This window comes from Paenibacillus cellulositrophicus, from assembly GCF_009363095.1.
GTDB classification, from domain to species: Bacteria; Bacillota; Bacilli; order Paenibacillales; family Paenibacillaceae; genus Paenibacillus_AQ; species Paenibacillus_AQ favisporus.
Window position 1 is genome coordinate 5,847,980 of sequence record NZ_CP045295.1, and the last position, 21,915, is coordinate 5,869,894.

Consider the following 21,915-nt stretch of genomic DNA (forward strand, 5'->3'; position numbering starts at 1 on the left):
GCCATTTTTCGCTCCTATAATGATTCAATCTTAGGTTTAGGAGTTGATCATATTGCTTTGGCGATGGAGACAGGCTGGATTGTTATTCCTTTGTTTATGCATCGGGCTTCCATCCATTTATTCATTTCCGCCTGTACAAGCATTCGCTTCTTCAGCGGCTGCGCCTTACGATATTCAAGACATAGCGGCTGGCGGTTATCACTCCCTCATGCTGACAGCTGACGGTACCGTTTGGGGTTGGGGGAGCAACGAGGCTGGCGAAGTAGGCAACGGGACGAGCGGGAATAACGTCCAGCGTCCAGTGCAAGTGCTGCAAACGGACGGAACGGTCCTGACGGGCGTAACCGGCATAACAGCAGGTACCTGGCATTCAGCCGCCCTAAAGTCGGATGGAACTGTCTGGACATGGGGATTCAATAGGTATGGACAGCTTGGCGACGGAACCATGACGGACCAATCCCGAGCCGTTCAAGTATTAACTTCCGCTGGGGTGCCCCTCACCGACGTAAAAAGAGTTCAAGCGGCTGGCCAAGAAACGTTTGTGATTAAAAATGACGGTACTCTGTGGGGCTTTGGGATCTCGGGCACATTGGCGGGTACCGACAATTCTAGCAATCGGGCAGTCCAAATCAAAGCTTCGGCCAATGCGTATTTAACCGGTGTTAAGGATGTGGCCGGAAGTGAATATCACGTAGTGGCCCTTAAAGAAGACGGGACGGTCTGGGCTTGGGGGTACGGCGGCTATGGAGCCCTGGGAAACGGATCAACCAAAGATGCCGAATACCCGGTGCAAGTAAAAATGAGCAGCGGAGACCTCCTTACAGATGTCGTCGATGTTGCCTCGAATGATATTGCCTCGTTTGCATTAAAGAGTGACGGGACGGTCTGGAGCTGGGGGAACAATTTGTACGGTAACCTCGGAAATGGAGGCGGAAACACAACGACCGCCGTCCAGGTACTCGACTCAACAGGCGCACCGCTTACGGATGTCGTTGGGGTTGCAGGCGGTATCCAAATCAACGTAGCCATGAAGAGCGACGGTACGTTATGGTGGTGGGGTCTTCAAAATTCGGGATATCCCAAAGCGACCAAGGTGAACCTAGCCGGCGTTACCAGCTTCTCGGCCGGAGCCAATTTTGGCGTCGGGCTGCTGAGTGACGGCACGATATGGAGCTGGGGGTGGAACACCGACGACCAGTTTGGAGTGGATACCAACAAGCTCACTTATTCCACAAACCCGATCAGGACCTATCCCGCAGGCGCAAATTTTGCAGCGAATCCTGGATCGGTTCAGGCAGACGGGATTAGCAAGTCAGCTATTACAGTTACGCTGAAGGATGGGATTAACGAGCCGCTTACAGCTGGGGAGGGGCAGCTAGAACTAATGTCTACGCTCGGTCGTCTTAGCGAAGTGACAGATAATGGAAACGGGACCTACAGCGCCGAATTGATGCCGGGCTCTGCAGCAGGTACGGCGAAAATTACGGGGACGATCAACGGCTATCCGTTGTCCGGGCAGGGATCGGTGGTAATCACACCGTTAGCGGCATCGACCGAGGCATCCACCCTTACTGTAGATCCCCTATCCTTGACCGCGGATGGGACGAGTAAAGCCACGGTTACCGTACAATTAAAAGATGCGAACGGGAACAGCCTGACGGCCAGCGGCGGATCAGTAACGCTCAGTACGACGGCAGGGACATTGGGTCCGGTCAGCGACAAGGGGGATGGCACCTATACAGCCATTGTGACTTCGCCGACCACTGTGGGAACGGGTGTCGTCAGCGCGAAGTTGAACGGACAGGCTCTAAGCCAAACGGCAAATGTAAAGTTCATTCCCGGAGCGGCATCGGCTTCCCAATCCGTTCTGTCGGCGAGCCCAACGACGCTTACGGCGAATGGCAGCAGCAAGTCGACCATCACTGTTCAACTGAAGGATGCGAACGGCAACAACTTGACCGCCAGCGGTGGAACAGTGACGCTCAGCACAACGGCGGGAACGCTGGGTGCGGTAACGGACCGCAGAGATGGCAGCTATACGGCCCAGCTTACGGCACCGACAACTGCCGGTACGGCCACGGTCAGAGGGAAAGTATCGGGAACATCCATGAGCCAGACGGCCACCGTCGGCTTTGTCCCCGGCCCGGCATCTGCCGCCAAGTCCACGGTAACTGCGGCTCTATCGTCGATCACGGCAGACGGGAGGAGCAGCACAACCATCGCTGTTCAATTAAAAGATGCGAACGGCAATAACTTGACGGTCAGCGGTGGACTGGTGACGCTGAGCACAACGGCGGGGACGCTGGGAGCGGTAACGGATCACGGCGACGGGAGCTATACAGCCGAGCTCACGGCGCCAACCGCTGCCGGAAAGGCTACGATCAGCGGCAAGCTGTCGGGAACAAGCTTGTCGCAGACTGCTGCCGTAACTTTTGTCCCCGGGGCGTCTTCTGCGGCCAAGTCAACGCTGACGGTAAGTCCGGGTACCCTTACTGCCGATGGGACCAGTAAAGCGACCGTTACCGTCTACCTTAAGGACGCCTACGGAAACAGCCTGACGACCAGCGGCGGAGCCGTGACGCTGGGCACGACGGCCGGCAAGTTAGGTCCCGTGACCGATCACGGAGACGGCAGTTATACAGCCGAGCTCACGGCGCCAACAGCCGCCGGACCGGCCGTCGTCAGTGGGAAGCTGTCAGGCACGGCCCTGGCGCAGACCGCTGCTGTGACTTTTGTTCCAGGTGCGGCATCCGCCGCCAAATCGGCCTTGAGCGCAAGCGAGAGCGCAATCACGGCGGACGGGAGCAGCCGCACGAAGGTTACCGTGCAGCTTAAAGATGCCTACGGGAACCAGCTTACGGCCAGCGGCGGCCCCGTGACATTAAGCACCACGGCCGGGGCATTGGGAGCAGTGACGGATCATGGAAACGGCAGTTATACGGCTGTGCTTACAGCACCGACGGCCGCCGGAACGGCGGTGATCAGCGGCAAGCTGTCGGGAACAAGCATGGCACAGACAGCGACTGTCCATTTTGTTCCGGGTGGGGCATCTGCCGCTGCATCGGCTATTTCCGCACGCGAGGGTTCAATCACCGCGGACGGCAGCAGCCAGACGTTGATTACCGTCCAGCTGAAAGACGCCTACGGGAACGACCTGACGGCCAGCAGCGGCCCCGTGACGATCAGCACAACAGACGGGACGCTGGGCACCGTAACGGATCATGGTGACGGCAGCTATTCGGCCGTGCTTACGGCATCGACAGCCGCTGGACCGGCGGTAATCAGCGGGAAGCTGTCGGGAACAAGCCTGACGCAGACAACGACCGTCCATTTTGTTCCGGGTGCGGCATCCGCCGCTGTATCGGCCATTTCCGCACGCGAGAATTCGATCACGGCTGACGGCAGCAGCCAGACGTTGATCACGGTGCAGCTGAAGGATGCCTACGGGAATAACTTGACGACGAGCGGCGGAGACGTAATGCTCAGCACGACAGGCGGGACGCTGGGCACCGTGAAGGATCACGAAGACGGCAGCTACACAGCAGCATTTACGGCACCGCTCGGAACCGGCAAGGCAGTGATCACCGGGAAGCTTGATGGGGTTGATCTGGAAGGGAAGACAACGGTCGATTTCGTACCGGGAGCAGCTTCACCGGAGACGTCCTTATTGACGGTCAGTCCGAATGTGATCACCGCTGATGGACAGAGCACTTCCACCATCACCGTTCAGCTTAAAGATGCCTATGGGAACAATTTGACCTCAAGCGGGGGAGACCTCGTACTTATGGCCGACTCAGGTTCCATTAGCGAAGTAACCGATTATGGGAGCGGAACGTATTCCGCCGTCCTGACTTCGTCGAAAGCGGCGGGAACGGCCACCGTCACCGGCGTATTAAACGGTGTTGAATTAACGCAGACAGCCACGGTCATCTTCTCGCCGGGGGACCCTTCGGTGGCAGTCTCAACAATCTCTGTTGACAAGGACAGCGTAACGGCAGACGGAATCAGTTCGGCTGCGGTCAGCGTCCGGCTGAAAGACGAGAACGGAAATGACGTTTATTCGGATGACGGCAGTCAGGTGCAGATCTTATCGTCGCTTGGCTCGATCACGGACACAGCGGTTCTTCCGGACGGAAGCTATGAAGCTGCGGTCACGTCGACAACGGCCGGAACAGCTGTTTTGACTGCTACGCTGAACGGAATTCCGCTTGAGGGAAAAGCTGAGGTTGAATTTACGGCTGGACCCTATGTATTGGAAAATTCCGTCATCACAGCCGGCACGACGGAGCTTCCGGCGAATGGACTCGGTCTCTCGGTAATCACGATCGAAATCAAAGACGCTTTCGGTAACCTGACAGATCAGCATCCGGAGATTCATGGTGACACAACGCTTGGCAACCTTTCTGACTTTACCTATAAGAGCCAGGGGGTCTACACCGCGCTGATCAGCTCTTTCCAATCTGGTACAGCGGTGATCCGCGGATTTATTGGCGAGGAAGAGCTGACGCCGGAGATCCGTATCGACTTCGGCGACGGCATGTTTATCGTTCCTTCAGACTATTCCATTGAAGTGGGGGGAAAGGCACCTACGGTGGTGCAAACGGTAGATGGATCATCGACGGTCGATTGGACCTCAGAAGTCCAGTGGCATTACGATCCGGAAATGATCAAAGTGGATCAGGAGGATGACAACTGGTATATTTACGGCTTGAAGCCTGGAACGAGCGTAGTTTCGGCCGTATATGGCGAAGGAGCCGAGGCCCTGTCGGCGACAGCTTCCGTCACGGTGTATGCCGTTCAGAGCGGATTGACATTGGATTCTCCTTCCTACGATTTACGGATGCGCGGACAAATACGGATTCAGGCCATCGCCAGTTATTCGGATCAAACGGAGAAAGATGTGACCGGATTGGCGGACTACCATATCGATGATCCGAACATAGCCAAGGTAGACTCCGATGGACTGGTTACGGGGCTGACAGCCGGGCAAACCGTCATTACGGCAACGTACGGAGGACAGGCGGCGACTGCACTGATCAGGGTCACCGAGCCGGTAATTGCCGGAGGAGGCAGCAGTGGTTCGTCGTCTAACGCTGGCGGTAAACCGCCCGAAACGCCGGCTCTTCAGGCGCTCTCCCTCCAAATCGAGTACGATCAAATGAAAGGGACGATCTTGCTTCACGAGGAAGAGGTCAAGCAAGGGCGCATCCATGTGCGTACCGAGGAAGGAGATCAGAGCTGGGGGCTCCGTCTTTCCGGACCACTCATCCATCGGCTTTTATCCATCAACCCGGATCTGAAGATCGAGTGGGCGACACCGGGTGGCAGCGTTGTATTGCCGCTAGAGGAGATCAAGATGGCGGATTCGGGTAATCCATCGGAAGGTACGAGCGAAGGGTTGTTGTTTACGATGAAACGCCCGGACGCCGGGTTGAAATCACAAATCCAAGACGCCGCAAAGCGCGCGCATGCCGAAATGATAACCGAACCGTTCCAGTTTAATGTCTCGGCGGTTCAGGATGGCGCAGGAATAGCACACGCGGTCAATATAGATAAACTGACTTTTTTGCTTGATGACAGCGCTGGCGGTAAACTTCAGCCTGATCATGCATCTGCTGCCGTTTTACAGCCGACCGGGCAAACCTTCCGTTTCGTTTCGGCTCTGTTTGGAAAGGACGCAGCCGGTTCACAGACAGCTACCGTTCTTCATAAAGGCTTCGAAGCGGATGTGATTGTTCTGCTTCAACGAAACGCATCCTTTGCGGATCTTCAGAACCATTGGTCGCAGGGGGATGTCCTGCTGCTTGCCAACAAATGGCTGCTTCAAGGGAAAACGGCATCCAGCTTCGCTCCCGGTGACACCGTTACCCGGGCGGAATTTGCTGTGCTGCTGGCCCGGGCGCTTCAGCTCCCCGAACAGGCAGGAACAAGTATCTTCGACGATGTTGACGATAAGGACTGGTATGCGGCGGAAGTACAGTCGGCCACGAAGGCAGGAATCATCCAGGGGGCAGGTGACGGCGGATTTCATCCGGAACGCGCGGTAACCCGGCAGGAAATGGCGCTGATGATCAGTAAATCCATGACGTACTCAGGCAAAGCGGATACTCAAGGCAGCGCTGAACAAGTGAGTCTCGAGGGTTTCTCCGATCAAGAAGAGATCGCCAGCTGGGCCCATGATGCGATGATTAAGATCGTTCAGGCGGGAATTATGCAAGGTGACCAGCATGGCGCACTGCGTCCGGACGAGACCTGCACTCGTGCCGAAATGGCGGTCATGATCGTCCGGATGCTGAAGGAAATCCAATTTATCAATTAGGCTGTTCACATGGGCGATTGACGTGACACTTTTCCTGCTTTGCTTTAGGATATAGCGTTTAGTCGCAGAAACATCAGTGTACACAGGATATGGATTAGAGCAGACTTTTATTGTTTGCGATATGTAAAGTCAAGAAAAAACAGCCATTCGCCTGTATGTAACCGGCGATTGGCTGTTTTTGTGCTGGGTCAACATGCGAAAAGAGCGGAGCACCGCATCCAGGTTCCGCTAACCGCTTTGGCTGGTGCTCTGAAGCCAATGCCTTTTGCGGTAGGCACCCGGCGTGATGCCGGTCACCTTTTTAAAGGTCCGGTTGAAAGAGGTGATATTGAGGTACCCGACCTGCTGGCTGATTTCATTCACAGTCAGGCTGGTGCAGGCGAGCAGCTCGCGCGCCTTTTCCATCCGGATGCCCTGCATATGGTCGCTGAAATTCAAGCCGGTCTTGTCTTTGATATAGGCGGATAAATAGGTGCTCGTCAGATTGAATTTGGCCGACAGGTAATCCAGGGACAAATCCTCTGCGTACTGGGTCTGCATGACCTTCAGCAGCTTGGAGATCAGCGGCTCTTCCCGCGCATCCCACTTGGAACGCAGCAGGGAGCAGGACGCTTCGAGCAGCTGGCGGAAGACTTGTCGGTAATCGGTGACGCACTGGCAGTCCTGCAGCCCGCGGGTCCACTGCTTCAGCGACTGAATCTTCGTTGATTCCACCTGGGCAGCTTCCACGAAGTAGATCACCCGCGAGGCGATGGAATCGGCGAAGAAGCGGAATTGGCCGATGCCGGCTTCCTTGCGCAGCATGAAGTCCAGCGCCTGGTCGATCAGCTGCAGGCAGCGGGCGTCCTGGCCCGCTTGCAGGGAAGCGGTGAATTCGCGCTCCTGAGCAGGGCTTAGGGATACGGAAGCGGGAAGGGAGCGGCTGCCGGTAATCAGCTGGGCCTCCTCGACCAATTTGGCCTGGGCCGTCCACGACCGCAGCTCATGGTAAGCCCGGCTGAACTCCGATACCTGGTGGATATCGCCGCTGACGGCGATGCTGACCAGAATCTGGTCCTTCTCCGCCTCCAGCATGCTGCGGATCTCTTCCAGAAAGGAATAAGTCGAGCTTGAGGATGCTCCCTTAATAATAGATATAATTTCATTTTTCTCCAGCTGGAACGTATGGGAGCCCTCGAACTGCCCGGTCGTCAGGATATGAATATGGTCCAGCAGATGCCTGACGGCTGTATCGGCGTGAACAGGCAGATCTGCCGTATGGGACAAGCGGAACCGGATGTGATACAGCACCACGACATAGCGTTCGTCCGCCGTCAGGAAGTCCTTCCATTCGTTGATATCCGTGTTGATGTTTTTAAGGCGGCTGATATACGAATAGCTGGTCAGTACGGACCGCTGCTGTTGGAGCTTGGCCCGGATCTCTTTTTTGTCCCGCTGCAGCTCGTGGATCCTCGCCGCGATCAGATCATATTCCACCGCGCCCTTCCGGAAGGGTGCAGGGGCTGCATCAAAGGGTTTATGGTCCAGCATGGCGGACAGCATGCGCTTGACGGGCGTATGCAGCTTGCGGCTGAGGAGGATGGAAACGCCTACAGAAACGGCGAGCGTCAGCATGAAGATGACCAGGACGGTCCCTGTCACCCGGCTGAACTGCGAGGAGACATGCTTGTAGGGTACGGCCGTAATATAGGTCAGTCCTTGGTCCGACGATGTTTTGAAGTAATAGGTATCGTCAAAGAGCATCTGCTGCTGTCGCGGCTTGAATTCAGGCAGCGTATCCATGCCGATTTTCCCATGCTGATACAGCAGGTTTCCCTCCGGGTCCATGATTCCTACCGTCCGGTTCTGGGTGTTGCCGAAAAACGAACTGGCCGCTTTCTCAATATCGATCAATGCGATCACCTGATATCGTCCGCCAGGCGGCTGGTAGACGTAAGGCAGCAGCTGCTTGGCATCCGGCACCGTGACATTGACGTGAAACGGCGACGCCGGCAGCAGCCGGAACGTCTGCGGATCAGACGACTCGGAGGCGGCCTGCCAAAAAGGCTGCGGGTAAGCTGAGCTGGCATACAGATGGCTGAACAGGTAGGAAGCGCTGCTGCTTCCGGATTTGCTGAGGGCAAAATCTTTTTCGTCAAAATAAATAATAACGTCTTCCAGGTAAAAGAGGGGGTTGTATACATCCCTTCTCATTTGGAGAATCACGCTCCGGGCTTTGAGATAATCGACGTTTTGGCTCTCGGCGCTGTGAAGCTGGCTGTTAAAGCCGATCAAGTCCTCCTGGTTGTACAGATCGTACAGCAGCACCTGCAGACGCTGGAGCTGATTGGTGAAGCGGCCCGCCGCATCGTGCAGATCACTTTGGTTCGACTGGATGATTTCTTCCTGAAGCGTTCCTTTAAACATATGGTAAATGGCCGTATAAACCCCGCCAAACAGCAGGATCAGCGCAAGAAAACTAACGAAAATCTGGACGAACAGCGAGCGCCTGCGTTCCTTGATCCAGCTAATCATCACCGCTTAAGCTCCCTTCAAACCATTTTGGCATGGATACCTATCCCATTAATGTAACGGCTCACTATTAAGTCGATTGGACGCGGACGTTAAGAGAACGTAAAAATTGTATATGCAAATTTTATGATTTAGTTTGATTATTCATGATTTCCGGACTGCAAGTTAGAAGAGTTGAGAGATGGGTAAGCATCTTGAAAATTGTCCATAGCGGCGCGCGGCAAAGCTGTGTCATGATGCATTCGTGTCAGATAGCGTCCAGCATGGGGCATGAATCTTGCACAGAGGATCAAGGGGGAGGGAAATTCGTTGTGGACAGCCAAACGGCGGTGAACAAGATGGCCGGCAAGGGCGGCAGCATGTACGAGAAAAACGGACGAGGGAGCAGCCGGGCGGCGGCATGGCTCCGGAATTGGCAGCTGTATCTGTTGATTGCCCCGGTTCTGGGTTACTTTATCGTCTTCCACTATATTCCCATGTACGGCGTGCAGATCGCATTCAAGGATTACATCGCCTCGAAAGGCATCACGGGGAGTCCTTGGGTCGGACTCAAGCATGTCGAACGCTTTTTTGACAGCTTTTATTTTGCGCGCATTCTGCGGAACACGCTTGGCATCGGGGTGTATGAGTTGATCGCGGGTTTTCCGGTTCCGATCGTGCTGGCGCTCCTGCTGCATGAGGTGCGTTCATCCAAGTTCCGGCGATTCGTCCAGACGGTGACTTATGCCCCGCATTTTTTATCGACTGTGGTTGTGGTCGGCATGCTGATGATGTTTCTGTCTCCGGTCAGCGGACTCGTCAATGCGGTTATCGTATGGCTGGGCGGACAGCCGGTTGCTTTTCTGACCGAGCCGTCATGGTTCAAGAGCATCTATGTCTGGTCAGGCGTGTGGCAGAGCATGGGCTGGAGCTCGATCATTTATTTGGCCGCCTTGTCCGGGATTGACCCGCAGCTTCATGAAGCGGCCAAGGTGGACGGTGCCGGCAGGCTCAAACGGATGTGGCACATCAATTTGCCTGGCATCGCGCCGACGATCGTCGTCCTGCTCATTTTGAACATCGGATCGATTTTGGGTGTCGGTTTTGAAAAGGTGTTCCTGATGCAAAATTCGCTCAATATGGAAGCGTCGGACGTCATTGCCACCAACGTATACCGCAGCGGCATTTTGGGGGCGCAGTACAGCTATTCCGCCGCCGTGGGGCTGTTCAATGCCGTCGTCAATTTCGTGCTGCTCCTGACCGTAAACCGGATCGCGCGCAAAATGGGCGGAAGCAGCCTATGGTAATCTTGACTAGACAACGGAAGGAGGGTCATCCATGCTGGAAACCAGGTCCGAGCGGATCACGGGAATAGGCATCTACGTCCTGTTGGGGGTCGTCACCCTGATCGTTCTGTACCCGCTGTTCTTCGTGCTGATCGCATCGGTCAGCAACCCCGGGTCGGTCATTCGAGGCGAGGTATGGCTGTGGCCCAAAGGGTTCTCGCTCGTTGGTTATGAACGCCTGTTTGGGAACAAGGAGCTGCTTCGTGGCTTTATGAACACGGTCATGTATACGGTTGTTGGAACCGCGCTCAATGTGGTGATGACCGTGGCGGGGGCTTACCCGCTGTCCCGCACGGACTTTAAAGGCAGACACTTCTTTACGTTCCTGATCGTGTTTACGATGTTTTTTGGCGGCGGCATGATTCCGACATACCTGCTGATCAAAAGCCTCGGGCTGCTCAATACGTTCTGGGCCATGATTATTCCGTCCGCCGTCTCGGTATGGAACATTCTGATCATGCGCACGTTTTTTCAATCCTCCATCCCCAAGGAAGTTCAAGAAGCGGCTTTCATGGATGGATGCTCCAATATTAAAATTTTGCTCAAAGTCGTACTGCCCCTGTCGGGACCGGTACTCGCGGTCATGGTGCTGTTCTACGCGGTCGGACATTGGAATGCTTACTTCAGCGCGCTGCTCTATTTGTCGGACCGGGATTTGTACCCGATGCAGCTGTTTCTGCGGGAGATTCTGGTACAGAACCAGATGCAGGAGATGGTCGACATCAGCGATGATACGCTGGCCCGCAGTCTGATGGATGCCGAGGCGATCAAATACGCGGCGGTTATTGTCACGAATCTGCCGATGCTCATTCTTTACCCTTTTCTGCAAAAGTATTTCGTCAAAGGTGTCATGGTTGGTGCGATTAAGGGCTGATCAAGGTCAAATCTTAAATGTTAACGGAGGAGATGGAGTATGAGAAAACAAAAACGGCTTCGTAAGATGCGGGGCAAATGGGGACCGCTCACGCTGTCGCTCGTGATGGCTGCGGGTTTGCTGAGTGGATGCAGCGGCAGTGCGTCGGAAGGTGAAGCGGAGAACAAGACCGACAAGCTGGCCAATCTGAACGAAACGGGCATGCCGATCGTGAAAGAACCGATTGAGCTGACCTTTTTCACAGGCAAGTCGCCGACTAACGGCAGCAAATTTGAAGATACGCTGATTTGGAAAACGTACAGCCAAATGTCGAATATCCAGGTGAAGTTCAATCTGGTGCCATTTGAAACGCTGACCGAGAAAAGGAACCTGGCGCTGGCGGGAGGCGACTATCCGGACGTCTTGTATTCGGCGCGCGTCGGATCGGCTGAGCTCGCACGGTATGGGCAGCAGGGCGTCTTCATCCCGTTAAACGACCTGATCGATAAATATGCGCCCAATTTCAAAATGCTGATGGAGAAATATCCGGACATCCGCAAAGGGCTGACGATGCCGGACGGCAACATTTATTCGCTTCCGTCCTTCTATGACCCGGACCTTCTCTCCATGCTGATCGGCACGCCGCTGTGGATCAACCAGGATTGGCTGAAGAAGCTGGGGATGGAGGAACCGCAGACGACCGAGGAATTTTACAAATACCTGCAGGCGGTCAAGGCGACGGACCTGAACGGGAACGGCAAGCATGACGAGATTCCGTTCAGCGCTGGCGGCGTTACGGCACTGATCGACCACATGAAAGGGGCCTGGGGGCTTGGCACCAGCGGCCTTGGGCATAAGCTGGTGGATGTGAACCCTGGGACAGGCAAGCTTCGTTTTATCAAAACCCTGCCACAGTACAAAGAGGTGCTGCAGTTTATAAGCAAGCTCTATAAGGAGGGGCTGATCGATCCCGAAATATTTACGATCGAGGGCAGCGCCTTGAACGCCAAAGGGCAGGCCGGTCTGCTTGGCTCAACAGTGGTGCCGAACCCTGAAACCGTGATGGGGCGCAAGGAATTTACGGGACTCGGGGCCTTGAAAGGGCCGCATGGCGACCAGCTGTATGCCCATGTCAAAGTTCCGATGGTGCATGTCGGCGCTTTTGCCATTACCAATAAAGATCCGTATCCGGAAGCCACGATCCGCTGGATGGATTACTTCTACAGCGATGAAGGCGCCAAGCTGTATTTCATGGGTAAGGAAGGGGAGACGTATACCAGTGACTCGAGCGGCAATTTGAAATACGTGGACGAAATCACGAACAATCCGGACGGGCTGACACAGGACCAGGCATTGGCCAAATACTTCACCTGGCTGGGTGGAAGCTATCCTGGCTTCGTGACGGAGAAGTATTTCAAAGGGTCGGAGACGCTCCCGAATTCCATAGCCGCGGCCGAAAAAGCCAAGCCTTACGCGGTGAAGAACATCCTGTATAACTTTAACTATACGCCGGAGGAGACGGAGGTCATGTCTTCCATCGGCAAGGACATTGAGGATTACACCGCGGAAATGGAAGCAAAATTCATTAACGGCTCCGCGTCTTTCGATCAGTGGGACGGGTACGTAAATAACTTAAAGAAAATGGGACTGGACCAGTACATGTCCGTGTATCAGGCGGCTTATGATCGGTATCAGGCGGCTTATGATCGGTATCAGGCGGAATAAATCATCATACGAAGCTTGGAATTCTTCCGGGAACAAAGATGACAGGTACACAAGAAAAAATAGTTCCATCCTCATCGGGGAAGAACCGGCCAACGGCCGGTTCTTTCTTCTGACTATCGGCGGATTGTCAATGATCAGGGCCGGTGCTATGGTAGTTATTATCCAAGGAGAAGCGGGCGATATCCGCGATTCGTTCATGGCTGTCGCTCATGGTACTGCCGCCTTCGGGCTGCTCTCAATAAAAAGGAGGTGTAGTTATGGCAAGGCCTGCAACTTTCGGCATTATCGGCGGCGGTGGATTTCGGGCCCAATATTTTTTAAGAATTGCGCAAGCGCTTCCAGATAAATTCCAGGTCACGGGAATGGTGGTCCGGGACTCAGCCAAAGGCCAGGCGATGGAGCGCCAGTGGCAGGTGGCCGCATACAGGACGCTTGAACAGCTGTTGACCGGCCCGCAGCCGGATTTCATGGTCGTGTCGGTCAGCGCATCGGCTTGCGCGGAGTATTTGATTCAGCTGGCGGACCATGGCATTCCCGCATTGGCGGAAACGCCTCCTGCACCTGATTTGGACGGGCTGATCCGGCTGCATGACCAGCTGACACGCCGCGGTGCGCGGGTGCAGGTCGCCGAGCAGTATCCGTTCCATCCGATGAACCAAGCTAGAATGGCCATCATTCGGGAAGGGCTGCTCGGGAACGTAACCCAGGCAACCGTATCGATTTCACACTTTTACCACGGAGCCGCCCTGCTTCGGAAGATGCTCGGTATAGGATTTGAAGACGTCCGCGTTCGGGCAATGCGGTTTGAGTCCGACTGGGTGGCAGGACCTACCCGGAGCGGACCGCCGCCGGAAGAACAGATCGTGACGTCCCGGCGAGATTTGGCCTGGCTGGATTTCGGCGGCAAGCTCGGGATCTACGATTTCACCGCGAACCAGCATCGTTCCTGGATCCGCTCGAACCACCTGTCGGTACAGGGGGAGCGGGGCGAGATATTCGATGACCGGCTGACGGTCCTGAAGGACTTCCGTACGCCGCTTTATTTGAACTTTAAGCGAATCAATAAGGGTGAGCTCGAGAATCAGGAAGGGTACTTTCTGGAGGGGATTATGGCGGGAGAACGGTGGGTGTATAACAATCCGTTTGCCCCTGCAAGGCTGTACGACGACGAAATCGCGATTGCCTGCTGCCTGCAGCAAATGGCTGTCTACGCTGCGGGCGGGCCCAGCTTCTACAGTCTCTCTGATGCTTCGCAGGATCATTATTTGGGCATGCTCATACAGCAGGCGATTCAGTCTGGAGAAACCGTCGTTTCTTCACGTCAGGTTTGGTCAGGCGATGGGTAGATGAAGATCCCGATGACCGAGCCCGGATCATAAGGAAGATTAAAAAACCGCGATACAATCGCGGTTTTTTGCTTTTCATTACAGCCATCATTTGATTTTCAGTTCAACTACGGGCAGATCCTTTAGAAGTTTAGGGACGCCCGCGTCATCCGACTCGATGTACATCTTCAGCACAAGCGATCGGGGCTTGTCGAGCATGCTGCTGCTGAATATTTGCTGGAAGCCCTCGTCGGTCCCGTTTCCGGCTACCGGACTCAGCTGCACAGCCCTTCCATTTCTGTTAGTGGAGACGATAGTCATGGAACGGAACTTATCCCAGATGGATTGCTTTGTTTTGAAATCCAATTCGCTGCCGTTATCGATCACGAAGGTGGCGCGCGTCAACAACGGAGACATTTCCACCTCGGAGAGAACAACCTTATGGCCATCGATGCTGATAGAACGATCAGGCTGCATAACAAAGGTCGGCGTCTTTTCAAATTTTGGTTCTAAATCAACGTCAATTTTCATACGGTCGGAATAACGGAAATCCGCAGCGACCGTCCCGGTTTTCGGGTCGCCCAGTTTTCCGGGATTTACGGAGGCCACCTGAAAGTCGACCTCGATGCGGCTCGGAAAAGGCTGGCTGCGGTCAAGCATCACCGTGCTTTGACCGGACCAGCTGCGACCGTCGCCGTTGCCGATCTGAAATTTGGAATTCAGGAGATTGCCGGAATTTGAGTCGGTCACTTTGACGCTGTTTACCCTGTAGATATCCTGACCGGATTCTGCCGTGGCCGTGTACAACAGCATGATCTTGTTTTTATCAGCTGTGACGGCATCGAGTGTAATTCGGTAAGGACCGGAGGAAACCGACTTGTTGACGATTTGGATGTAATTGTTGCGTACTGCGGATTCGAGTGTCGCATGGTCCACGTCTTTGGTGGATAGGGCCCTGTACCTTTCCAATGCGCCCCAACTCATATCCTTCGCCGTATGCGGTGCAGGAATGCCGATCGGGCCGCCCTGCCACCATCCGGCACCCAGCAGCACGGCCAGCACCACTGCAGCGACGGCATAGGGCAGGAAACGCCGCTTTCGCGAAGTCGATCTATTCGCGAACCCGCGCCGGATCGCCTCGGTAGCTTCCGTGTCGCCGATTTGCATCCTTTCCCGCCGGAGCTGCGCCGCGTCGGCAAGCAGGGCTTGTTCTTCGGGGTTCGTGTTCATTCCCAATCCCTCCGATTTTTCATCCATTTGCGGAGCTGGCCAAGCCCCTTATGCTGCCACGTTTTGACTGTGCCTTCCGGTTTGCCGAAAACCGCGGCGATTTCCGTGAGCGTCAGGTCGTTGTAGTATTTCAGGATCAGTACATGGCGGTATTTTGGCTTCACCTTTTCCAGCAGGGGACCCATGGCGACCTTATCGTGGTTGAACGCTTTGAATGCATCATGAGACTGACTAATCTCCTCAAGCTGCTCATCCACGGTAGGAACGGCACGCTTCCTGCGCCGCTGCTCATCGATGCATACATAAATGAGAATGCGGATGAGCCAAGCCTTCAGCGCCCTGCCGTCTTTCAGCGTCGAGCGTTTGACCCATGCCCTGCACGTCATTTCCTGCAGCGCCTCCAGGGCATCATGACGATTGCGCAAATAGCTGTAAGCGATGTTCAGCAGCGTTTCCCAGTGCTCCATGATGGCGTCATAAACATCGGTTTCTTCTCCGGCTTGTCCCATGCTAACCTTTTTCATTTCTGCGTGAGAGCCCAAGCGGGCAGCCCTCCTTTCTTTGTCTCTGTGGTACAGACGGACCAACGCTTCAAACGGTTTTAAAAATCTTATTTATAATTATTCTAAATAAATATTGACTTTAAATTGATAAGTGTTATCATTTGTTTATGAGGTTTTTGATGATCATTTTACGAAGAAGGTGGAGAGCTAATGAGTACAAATCATTCCGATTCCAATAAACTTACAACAAGCTGGGGAGCCCCGGTTGGGGACAACCAAAATTCCATTACGGCCGGACATCGCGGTCCTACCCTGATTCAAGATGTTCACCTACTGGAGAAATTAGCCCACTTTAATCGCGAGAGAGTTCCTGAGCGTGTCGTTCATGCGAAAGGTGCCGGAGCACACGGTTATTTCGAAGTAACCAACGACATGTCTAAATATACCAAAGCGAAGCTGTTTCATGACAAGGGCAAGCGAACCGACCTCTTTATCCGGTTTTCAACCGTTGCGGGAGAGCTTGGCTCCGCAGACACCGTCCGCGACCCGCGCGGATTTGCTGTAAAGTTCTACACTGAAGAAGGCAATTACGATATCGTAGGCAACAACACGCCGATCTTTTTCATTCGCGACGCTATTAAATTCCCGGACTTTATCCATACTCAAAAGCGCGATCCGAGAACGCACCTGAAAAATCCGAACGCTGTATGGGATTTCTGGTCCTTATCTCCTGAATCGCTGCACCAAGTTACTTACCTGATGGGAGACCGCGGCATTCCGGCAACGCTGCGTCATATGCACGGTTTCGGCAGCCATACGTTCAAATGGGTCAACGAGCAGGGTGAAGCCGTGTGGATCAAGTACCATTTTAAAACAGACCAAGGCGTGAAGAACCTGGATCCGGATCTGGCGGCAAAGCTGGCAGGTGAAAATCCCGACTACCATATTCAGGACCTGCAGCAGGCGATCGAAGCAGGGGACTATCCGTCCTGGACGCTGTATGTTCAGATCATGCCACTGGAGGACGCAAATACGTACCGGTTCGATCCGTTCGACGTGACGAAGACGTGGTCCCAGAAGGATTATCCGCTGATCGAGGTTGGGAAAATGGTGCTCGACCGGAATCCGGAAAACTATTTCGCTGAAGTGGAGCAGGCCACGTTCTCTCCGGGCAACCTTGTTCCCGGCGTTGAACCGTCCCCGGACAAAATGCTGCAGGGCCGCCTGTTCGCTTATGCGGATGCGCACCGTTACCGTGTAGGAGCGAATCACAACCATCTGCCGATCAACCGTCCGAAAGTGCCGGTCAACAACTATCAGCGCGACGGATTCATGAACCCGGGTACGAACGGCGGAGGATCGGTCTATTACGAACCTAACAGCTTCAACGGACCGAAGGAAGATCCGCATGCCCGGATCACTGCGTTAGAGGTTGAAGGCTATGCTGCACAAACGGCTTACGATCACGATGACCACTATACGCAAGCCGGGGACCTGTACCGCTTGATGAGCGAAGAAGAGAAGGCCCGCCTCATCCGGACCATCGTGGAAGCGATGAAGCCGGTAGAGCTGGAGGAAATTAAGCTGCGCCAGATCTCCCATTTCTACAAAGCGGATCCGGATTATGGAACCCGCGTTGCCGAAGGTTTGGGCTTAACCGTCCAAGCGTAAAGCGGGAGCAGCGGTTTTGCCCCTTAAGGCGGCAGCCGCATGGATCGAGGCGTGCGAACAAATGAAAGGGAGGGTGATCCGGCATGATGCTTCAGCCAAGTGTATGCCCCATGTGCCACCAGCCGATCAAAAATTTGAAGCATACGATCATTTGCGGCTGCGGGAGCAAAATCAAAACCAAAATCAAATTCAAATAACATGAAGAAGCTTACCCTTCACGTCAAGGGTGAGCTTCTTTTTTTTGATATAAAGATCGTCCTTCTAACTCCCGCAGGAAATCCCCCGCCGAATTGCTGTCCGGCTTCCTTGATTCCTTGATGCGGCAAGGACTGATAAACGGCTGGTTGCAAAAAAGAGGTCGTATGTTTATATTAAAACACACCACTTTATGATCGAAATGATAAGGTAAGGTCTACACGTAATTCTGAAAAGCCACAAACGAAAAAAATCCCGTACAGTCGAATGACTGCACAGGATCGTTGTGCTTCTCCTTCAGGATGCTTACAGGGCGCGAGTTTGCGTTTTCCCTGATTCTTCCCGCAGGATACGCAGCTGCGTGCGGCGGCCGAGCAGGAGTCCGACCAGAGAGGCCATCATCTGCTGGAAGACCATACCCAGAACGACGGGAACGGCGACCGGTGCGGGAAAATAGGCGACGGCCAGGACGGCGCCCGCGCTAATGTTGCGCATCCCGCCGTTGAAGACGAGGGCGACCTGCTCCGGCTCGCTCCAGCCCATCAGGGCGGAGATCGCGAAGCTCAGCAGGTACCCGGCCGCGGCCAAAAAGACGATAACCGCAGCCATGCCGACCAGCCGGGGGCTGATGTCGGACAGATAGGGAGCGACCACGGAGCCGTTGATCATGATGACCAGCGCCATGGCCAGTTTGGAGAACGGGTTGAGGCGCGGTCCCCAGACCGGAACGATGGCGCCTTTGCTCCATTCGTTCAAGGCCATGCCGAGCAAAGAAGGGACCACGATCATGCCGAACAGGCTGCTGATCATCGGCAAGATGTCCATATGAACGCTCGTTCCGATCAACAGCGACAGAGTGCCCGGAACGGCGAAAGGAGCGATCAGCGTGTCGACAAGGATGATGGACAATGTCAGCGCGATATGGCCCTTGTACAGGCTTACCCATACGAAGCTGCTGACCCCCGTCGGGATGACCGCGGCAAGTACAAGCCCGGTGATCGTATAAGCATCGAGCGGGAATAGAACCCTGCCCGTGCCGAGGGCGACCAGCGGCATGATCACATGCAAAACGAGCAGGCAGGCGAAGAGCGGCAGCGGCCTTTTCATAACACTGAGAAAATCCTTGAAGCTCAAGCTGATGCTTCCGGCAAATGTCATAAAAGCAAACAGCCAGGGGGACATGAACGTATACGAAGACAGCAAACCTCCGCATAAGACGCCGATGACGATGCTGGCCGGCGTAATCAAAGGCATGATTCGGTTGAGTCGGGCATTCAGCGATTGCAGCATAAGCAGTCCGTCCTTATGTTTTCGTATTCATACATTATACATGGCATGACAGTATTGAAAAAGGCTGAATCTGCCAAGATGGGCTCATGAGGGCTGTTTGATTTCGGCATCAGGTCTGCTGATAAAGGGCATCCCGCGAAACAGCGTTCCCTATGAAAATATAGAGCTTCAGCCAACCATGGAATTGGAATTGGCTTTGAAATCTATGATAAAATGAAAGATAAACCCATTTGTACGGAGTAAAGGAGCGGCCTATTATATGAGACCCATACAGTTCGTGGCCAAGACGGCCGGCGTGTCCGTTGCGACCGTGTCCCGGGTGCTGAACAACAGTCCCCTCGTCAAAGAATCGACGCGCAAGAAAGTGATGGAAACGATCAGAGCGCTGGAGTATGAGCCCAATTCCCTCGGCAGGGAATTAAGAAGAGCGGAGACGCGCCGCATTATGGTGCTGACTCCGAGCCTCGTCTTTCCAATTATGGCGGACGTGTATAAGGGCATACAGGATGTAGCTCAGAAGAACGGATATCAGGTGCTGGTCTGCGCCTCCGAGGACGACCATGATAAGGAAGAAGAGCTGCTGCAGATGCTCAAGAAAAAAATCGTCGACGGCGTCATCATCGTGGCCTCCACCTTGAGCGCGGAGGAGCTGGATCAGCTGGCGAAAGATTACAGCATCGTGCAGTGCTCGGAATATGAGCAGGTGCAGCACGCTTACAGCGTTTCGGTCGACAATGAGCAGGCAGCCTTTGATGCGGTGTCTCACCTCCTGTCTTTGGGTCACCGGCGAATTGCCATGGTTAAAGGGGGAAACGCGAAGAGTTCTTCCGCCGCCCGAGAGCAGGGGTACCGGCGAGCGCTGGAATCGGCGGGGATCGAGGTGCGCCAGGAGTGGATCAGGGAGAGCGACTACGAATACCAAAATGGGTACGACCTTGCCGTCGAATGGCTTCAAGCTGCGGAGCATCCGACCGCCATTTTCTGCTCCAGCGACGCTACAGCCATCGGCTGCGTCAACGGAGCGATATCGCTGGGCAAATCGGTGCCGGATGACGTCGCCGTCGTCGGATTCGACGATACGGTGGAATCGCTGATGAGCCGGCCGCCTATCACGACGGTACGCCAGCCCAAGTATGATCTCGGCCGTGCCGCCATGGAGGCGCTCCTGCAAAGCTTGCGCGGAGAAGCGGGCGAGAACAAGACGATCCTGCTGCCCCATGAAATCGTCATTCGGGAGTCGACGGCAAAGCGATCCGGCTGACAGGTGAAAAATGGGGGTTGCGTTCTTCAAAGAAATCGCTTACAATATCGCTTAAAGAAACGGTTACCAAGCAGCCGTTTTTTTTTAAACCGCTGAAATGTAATGCGTTACATTTCTGGATCCGGATTCGCGCGAATCAAAGGTACCGCTTAGCAAAACCAACCAGTAAGGCCAATATCTCTTTTTCATACCTTAAAATGTAACGCATTACATTTTGCCGGAGGAAGGGTGATTTTCCGGATTTATCCGGGTGAAGAGAAGCAAGCATGTTCATCAGGATAGGAAACCGAGAAACCGCATTGTAAAACACAAAAAGTGGTGATGAGACATGGCTCAAGCGGCGGGAAAGCTGTCCTTAAGCGAAAAAATCAGTTACGGCTTTGGAGACTTGGCGTCCAACTTCGTTTGGGGGATGACGACAAGCTATCTGCTCTATTTTTACACGAATGTGTACGGACTGGCCGCCACGGCCATCGGCACCTTGTTTCTGATTACAAGAATTCTTGACGCGGTGATCGACCCGGTGATCGGGGTCATGATCGACAAGACCAGCAGCCGGTTCGGCAAGGCGCGGCCGTTCATTCTCTTTTTGACGATCCCGTTCGCCATCTTCAGCGTCTTAACGTTCATTACGCCGGATTGGTCGGAAGGCGGGAAGCTGATCTACGCCTATTTGACCTACCTGATTCTTGGAATCCTGTACTCCGGCGTCAACCTTCCTTACGGCGCACTGATGCCGATGATGACCAAGGATCCGGAGGAGAAAAATCAGCTCAGCAGCTTCCGGATCATGGGGATGGCCATTGGGGCCATCGCGGTATCGGCGCTCACCAACCCGCTGGTGAAATGGATCGGCGGGGGGAACGACCGCTTGGGGTTCCCGGTTACGATGGGCATTTTCACAGTCGTCGCCGTCGTGATGTTTTATGTGGTGTTTCTCAAATGTAAAGAACGGTTCTCGGAGAGCGCCGAGAAAACCAAAGAGTTTAACACGCTCACATCGGCCAAGCATATGTTTGGCAATCAGCCTTGGGTGATGATCGCCCTGAACTCCCTCTTCATGTTTCTGCGGATCGGCGTCGTGTTCGGCGTGCTGGTGTATTTCGTTCAGTACGTTCTGGGCCAGCCCGAAATGATCCCGCTGTACCTGACACTCGCGAATGTCGCCAACTTTGTCGGAGGCGCACTCGCCCCGTTTGTACTCAGAAGGCTTGGTAAGCGTAACGGCAGCATCTTGGCCTTGACTGGCGCCGTGCTGCTGTACGGATTGCTGTTTTTCCTGGAAAGCAGTCCGCCATTTCTGTATCTCGTCATTTTCTTTATTGCCAACATTGGCATCGGCATTAACAGTCCGGCCAACTTCTCCATGCTCGCCGATACGGTGGATTACCATGAATGGAAGTTCGGCCACCGGTCCGAAGGCATGCTGTATTCGGCTTACAGCTTTGCCACCAAGTTCGGCATTGCCGTCGGCGGCTCCGTTGTCGCTTATGCACTTGGTTTCGCCGGATATGATCCCGATGCGGTCTCGCCGCAGGCGACCGATATGATCCGCGTCCTGTTCTACCTGGGACCGATCCTGCTCACCATTCTGCAAATCGGTTGTCTGGTGCTGTATAAGCTGGACAAGGAGCATAAGCAGATTGTTCAAGATTTGGACCTGCGCACATCGTCGGTCAAAGCCTAAATTTTATAGAGGAGTGATTT

General features: G+C 54.4%; 13 protein-coding genes. 8 read left to right on the forward strand and 5 right to left on the reverse strand.

Annotated features, from left to right (window positions below):
* Positions 1-79 precede the first annotated feature (79 nt).
* Positions 80-6,319 carry an invasin domain 3-containing protein gene (locus tag GCU45_RS26665; RefSeq protein WP_280117563.1) on the forward strand — a complete coding sequence of 2,080 codons (6,240 nt, stop codon included), beginning with the start codon at positions 80-82 and terminating at the stop codon, positions 6,317-6,319.
* Positions 6,320-6,547: 228 nt separating this feature from the next.
* Here the strand turns inward: GCU45_RS26665 and GCU45_RS26670 are convergent, their stop codons facing one another.
* Positions 6,548-8,833: a helix-turn-helix domain-containing protein gene (locus tag GCU45_RS26670; protein ID WP_244364672.1), complete on the reverse strand. Its 2,286-nt coding sequence runs from the start codon at positions 8,831-8,833 to the stop codon at positions 6,548-6,550.
* A 356-nt stretch (positions 8,834-9,189) separates the two neighbouring features.
* Here GCU45_RS26670 and GCU45_RS26675 point away from each other — a divergent pair, with 356 nt between their 5' ends.
* From GCU45_RS26675 to GCU45_RS26690, 4 genes are all read left to right on the forward strand, one after another.
* A complete protein-coding gene (locus tag GCU45_RS26675; protein WP_244364673.1) occupies positions 9,190-10,116 on the forward strand; it encodes an ABC transporter permease in 927 nt (308 codons plus the stop codon).
* Between the two features lie 31 nt (positions 10,117-10,147).
* Positions 10,148-11,029, forward strand: coding sequence for a carbohydrate ABC transporter permease (locus GCU45_RS26680; protein WP_145135339.1), 882 nt, complete (start codon positions 10,148-10,150; stop codon positions 11,027-11,029).
* 39 nt (positions 11,030-11,068) lie between these two features.
* Complete coding sequence (locus tag GCU45_RS26685) at positions 11,069-12,733, forward strand: type 2 periplasmic-binding domain-containing protein (RefSeq protein WP_244364285.1); 1,665 nt, start codon at positions 11,069-11,071, stop codon at positions 12,731-12,733.
* Between the two features lie 257 nt (positions 12,734-12,990).
* Positions 12,991-14,079 carry a Gfo/Idh/MocA family protein gene (locus tag GCU45_RS26690; protein WP_152401812.1) on the forward strand — a complete coding sequence of 363 codons (1,089 nt, stop codon included), beginning with the start codon at positions 12,991-12,993 and terminating at the stop codon, positions 14,077-14,079.
* Positions 14,080-14,166: 87 nt separating this feature from the next.
* Here the strand turns inward: GCU45_RS26690 and GCU45_RS26695 are convergent, their stop codons facing one another.
* Both GCU45_RS26695 and GCU45_RS26700 read right to left on the reverse strand, forming a co-directional pair.
* Complete coding sequence (locus GCU45_RS26695) at positions 14,167-15,288, reverse strand: DUF4179 domain-containing protein (protein WP_167527236.1); 1,122 nt, start codon at positions 15,286-15,288, stop codon at positions 14,167-14,169.
* The gene (locus tag GCU45_RS26700) at positions 15,285-15,830 is read right to left on the reverse strand and encodes a sigma-70 family RNA polymerase sigma factor (RefSeq protein ID WP_244364287.1); all 546 of its coding nucleotides are present in this window, start codon (positions 15,828-15,830) and stop codon (positions 15,285-15,287) included. Before GCU45_RS26700 ends, GCU45_RS26695 begins: the two co-directional genes overlap by 4 nt.
* 171 nt (positions 15,831-16,001) lie before the next feature.
* On the opposite strand from GCU45_RS26700, the gene katA reads away from it, so the two are divergent.
* Complete coding sequence (gene katA, locus GCU45_RS26705) at positions 16,002-17,462, forward strand: catalase KatA (RefSeq protein WP_152401816.1); 1,461 nt, start codon at positions 16,002-16,004, stop codon at positions 17,460-17,462.
* A gap of 23 nt (positions 17,463-17,485) precedes the next feature.
* Here the strand turns inward: katA and GCU45_RS33910 are convergent, their stop codons facing one another.
* Entirely contained in the window at positions 17,486-17,662 is a 177-nt protein-coding gene (locus tag GCU45_RS33910; RefSeq protein ID WP_167527237.1) for a hypothetical protein, read from the reverse strand.
* Positions 17,663-17,963: 301 nt separating this feature from the next.
* Positions 17,964-18,947: a bile acid:sodium symporter family protein gene (locus GCU45_RS26710; protein WP_152401818.1), complete on the reverse strand. Its 984-nt coding sequence runs from the start codon at positions 18,945-18,947 to the stop codon at positions 17,964-17,966.
* Between the two features lie 259 nt (positions 18,948-19,206).
* On the opposite strand from GCU45_RS26710, the gene GCU45_RS26715 reads away from it, so the two are divergent.
* Positions 19,207-20,208: a LacI family DNA-binding transcriptional regulator gene (locus tag GCU45_RS26715; RefSeq protein WP_152401819.1), complete on the forward strand. Its 1,002-nt coding sequence runs from the start codon at positions 19,207-19,209 to the stop codon at positions 20,206-20,208.
* Positions 20,209-20,536: 328 nt separating this feature from the next.
* The gene (locus GCU45_RS26720; RefSeq protein ID WP_152401821.1) at positions 20,537-21,895 is read left to right on the forward strand and encodes an MFS transporter; all 1,359 of its coding nucleotides are present in this window, start codon (positions 20,537-20,539) and stop codon (positions 21,893-21,895) included.
* Positions 21,896-21,915: the final 20 nt, after the last annotated feature.